A 3,394-nucleotide genomic window follows, 5' to 3' on the forward strand; every position below is an offset into this window, starting at 1 on the left:
GATTTTGTTCTTCACCCAGTAGATAGTTATAATCACAGCCATATAATCTGGCAAGTTGCAGGAGAATATCAACACTAACTTCACGTTTACCGTTTTCATAATGCGAAAGTTGTTCTTGAGTAATACCCAAGTATTTTGCCACCTGTTCTTGAGTAAAACCTCTCTGTTTTCGTAGCTCCTGTAGCCTCTTACCTATTTTCTTGTATACTTCCTCTTTCATAAACATCACTCCATATAACTGTTTGTTATAAATGCTCTTTTTCTTTATTTAATTATACCACACTTGTTATCATAGTAAACAGTTTTTTCTGCTAAGAAAAAACAGAAAGCCACGGCAAGGCTTTCCCTGCAAACCTGTACCGTGGCTAACTTCCTTTTTATTTTTACATTTTTGTAGACAGGTTTTGAATATGGTTTTCCGGACTGTATTTATTATACATCCAAATTTCAGTTTTTGCAACACAATCTTTTTGTGTTTAGCTTTGAATGATTTTTTAGTGGTTTTTCTCGCCTCTTTTTGTATGTTCAATAATCCAACTTTTAATTTGTTCTCTATCGTATCTTCCTTCGGCAATTGCGACTCCTAACTCTACTATCTCTTTGTCTGAACACTCTAATGGTATATCATTTATATCACACAAAACCGCCATTAAAGTTATACCTAATCGCTTACTGCCATCAATTAGTGGATGGTTTTTTATAATGTTGTAACAAACTGTCGCTATTTTATCGACAACTGTTGGATAAAGCTCAATCCCATCAAATGTTTGATATACGCATTCCAGAGATGCTCTCAGAAGTTCTTCATTACGAATACCATAAATACCGCCACTTTCCCTGACAATTCTTCTGTATATCTCAACTACTTTCTCATATGGAATTGTTCTCATCATTTTTTAGCAAGCTCTATCAGAGCATTTTTATGTTTTCTAATAAATCTTTCTACGGCATCATCTATTTTCCTGCTTTCAAGTTCTTTGTTTAATTTCTCTACAAAATCTAATACTTTTATTTGTTGTTCTGGTGGCAAGTTAATAACTTTTTGATAAATTTCTCTTGCTAACTCCATGTCCAAAGAAACCCCCAGCTCAAGGTTCTCTAATAATAATTGTACCACAAACCAGTATGTTTATGCCACAAAAGAACAAAAACCACAGCTTTTAAGCTGTGGCAGTTTTTATTTTTACATTTTTGTAGATCGATTTTGAATATAGTTTGGCCGACTGTCTTTATTATACACCCAATTTTCAATTTTAGCAACACAATTAAAACACCGATTTTTCATGGCTTCAGACTACTGGGCAAGGTATTGTTTGAGTTTTTGAGCTGGCTTTTCCTTTATTCCTGCAGGGTATTGTGGCAGGCTTTATGTAATCGTTTACATTCGCTTCTCCTAACCTTTTGGCTATTGCTATTCTACATCTCCAGCTCAAAAGCCCTTCCCGGACTTGTCTACTTCCCGCAAACCCAGTTGTATTCTTGCTTTCTGCTATGTGCCAAAGTCAGCTGTGAGCTTTCGAGCAACCCCACGACCTGCCGTGGTCTCAGACAATTTGATTTGCTTAGAATTTTATAAATAACGAACATTTGTTGGTGTTAAATTTAGTCTTCTTTTGCTTTAAAAAAAATTTGACACTCTATATAAATACCTAAAAACTACATCTTTGGCAGATGTTTTAAGTATATTGTAACACATTGTTTGCTTTGTTGCAACAGTATTCTGCTCCAAAAACAAAACCACTTATCAAGCAGAAATTCAGACTACCTGTGGCTGAAATAGTTTCAATTTGTAAGCTCTTTTCTCAGCTTTCTTATCTCCTCAATAGCAAGACCTGTAACTTTAGCGATAAAATCGTCTTCGGTTCCTGCTTGTATCATGTTCTTTGCTATTTCTATCTTGGCCTGATACGCTCCTTGCTGAATTCCTTGTTGAATTCCCAGCTGAATTCCTTCATTGAATTTTTTCATTTGTGATTCATCAAGAAGTCTTGCCACATTTGATACGAAATCACCCATCTTACTCACTCCCCCCTGCTTGACTTTCTCAACTAACCTGTCGTACTCTTCCTTATCTTCTTTTGTGAGTCTTGGTCGAATTACATTACCTGCCCATATTAAAAACCTCTCTATGTTTGTTCTACTCAACTGCTTGAGTTTCGGTACAATCTCTTTTAATCTTTTGATAAGTTCTTCTGTGTCATTCCTTGCCTGTTCCAAGTAGAATACTACTGGACTTAGGACATCCTCTTCCTCTTGCAGCAAAGTTTTTACATCCAATTTTGAAATGTTCACAACTGCGTACTTGAATATGTCATCCTTGAAAACATCAAATGCATTGATTATCTCTTGAGAAACATCCCAATCCCTTTCAAATCCATTGTATGTCACAATCGGTATTATCGCCGGAAGCTTCTCCACACCTTCTCTTATCTTCCTCGCCCAGAGCAATATCATGTATTTCAGTAGCCTCTCTGGCATATCTTTTGCCACAGTTGACTGGTTCTCAATGATAATGTAGAAGTACACTTCTCTGTCTTTTAGTTTTGCTTTTGCTATGACATCAGCTCTTCTTTGCAAAAAATATTCATCAACAAATTCTTCGTTGGCAAGTTCAATTGAATTTTCATCAATATCTTTTGCCCAGCTGTAGCCTATTACATCTTTGATGAGGAAAAGGATATCTTTTGGGTTTTCAAACAAAAACTTAAAAGTTGAGTCATGCTCCTGTGGCGGCAGACTATCGCGCATCAGTTAACTCCCCCTTGTTGGCAAACTTCGAAAACAGGGGGAGGAGTACCTTAACACTTTCTACTTTTATTATACCACACAAAAACGAAAACCACAGCCTTTTGCTGTGGTAGTTTCTATTTTAACATTTTTGTAGTCAGGTTTTAAGTGCAGTTTCTCTAACTGATTTTATTATACCCCTCTTTTCAGGCTTTGCAATAGTAGCTTGGGCACAGATTTTTTCAAGGTTTCTAACTACAGGTAGCAAGCTTTGTTTGGGCTTTTGTGTCAGGTTTTTGACTATCAAGACGATTTTTACTGCTGAACCCTCTGCGTAATCGTTTACAGTACCTCTTCCTGGTCATCCAAACTGTGCAAAACTGCACAAGTTTGGAAGGCTGGGCTATTTGTAGTCCGCCACATCAAGGTTGTTCCACACCCAGCAGGCGGTATTTAGAACAACCATAGCCCCTGCCCCAAGAAGCAGGAACTCGCGCCCTTCTTACAAGGGTCTCCCCACTTGCCCTGAAACAAAAAGTGATTTCAGGACAGACATGTCACGCAGTACCCTCTCAGGGGAAAGTAGCCTCACCACCGCTACTTTGAGAACTCGCCAGAGATTGTGGTCTTTACCACAGGTACCAGAACTTGTTCCGCCCAGAGGTCC

General features: G+C 37.7%; 4 protein-coding genes and 1 pseudogene. All 5 read right to left on the reverse strand.

All coding sequences use genetic code 11. The features are described from left to right. Positions 1 to 220: helix-turn-helix domain-containing protein (locus H964_RS07785; RefSeq protein WP_039766355.1), on the reverse strand; the 220-nt coding region annotated here is incomplete at its 3' end. 274 nt (positions 221 to 494) lie between these two features. Further along, positions 495 to 890, reverse strand: coding sequence for a type II toxin-antitoxin system death-on-curing family toxin (locus H964_RS07790; protein ID WP_039766363.1), 396 nt, complete (start codon positions 888 to 890; stop codon positions 495 to 497). Further along, the gene (locus tag H964_RS07795; protein ID WP_039766357.1) at positions 890 to 1,069 is read right to left on the reverse strand and encodes a hypothetical protein; all 180 of its coding nucleotides are present in this window, start codon (positions 1,067 to 1,069) and stop codon (positions 890 to 892) included. The genes H964_RS07790 and H964_RS07795 overlap by 1 nt, the downstream gene beginning before the upstream one ends. Before the next feature lie 713 nt (positions 1,070 to 1,782). Then, positions 1,783 to 2,748 carry an Rpn family recombination-promoting nuclease/putative transposase gene (locus H964_RS07800; RefSeq protein WP_039766360.1) on the reverse strand — a complete coding sequence of 322 codons (966 nt, stop codon included), beginning with the start codon at positions 2,746 to 2,748 and terminating at the stop codon, positions 1,783 to 1,785. Between the two features lie 481 nt (positions 2,749 to 3,229). Beyond that, positions 3,230 to 3,394, reverse strand: a pseudogene (locus H964_RS13025) (IS200/IS605 family accessory protein TnpB-related protein); the annotation flags it as partial.

The sequence above is a fragment of the Caldicellulosiruptor sp. F32 genome (genome assembly GCF_000404025.1).
Taxonomy (GTDB): Bacteria; Bacillota; Thermoanaerobacteria; order Caldicellulosiruptorales; family Caldicellulosiruptoraceae; genus Caldicellulosiruptor; species Caldicellulosiruptor saccharolyticus.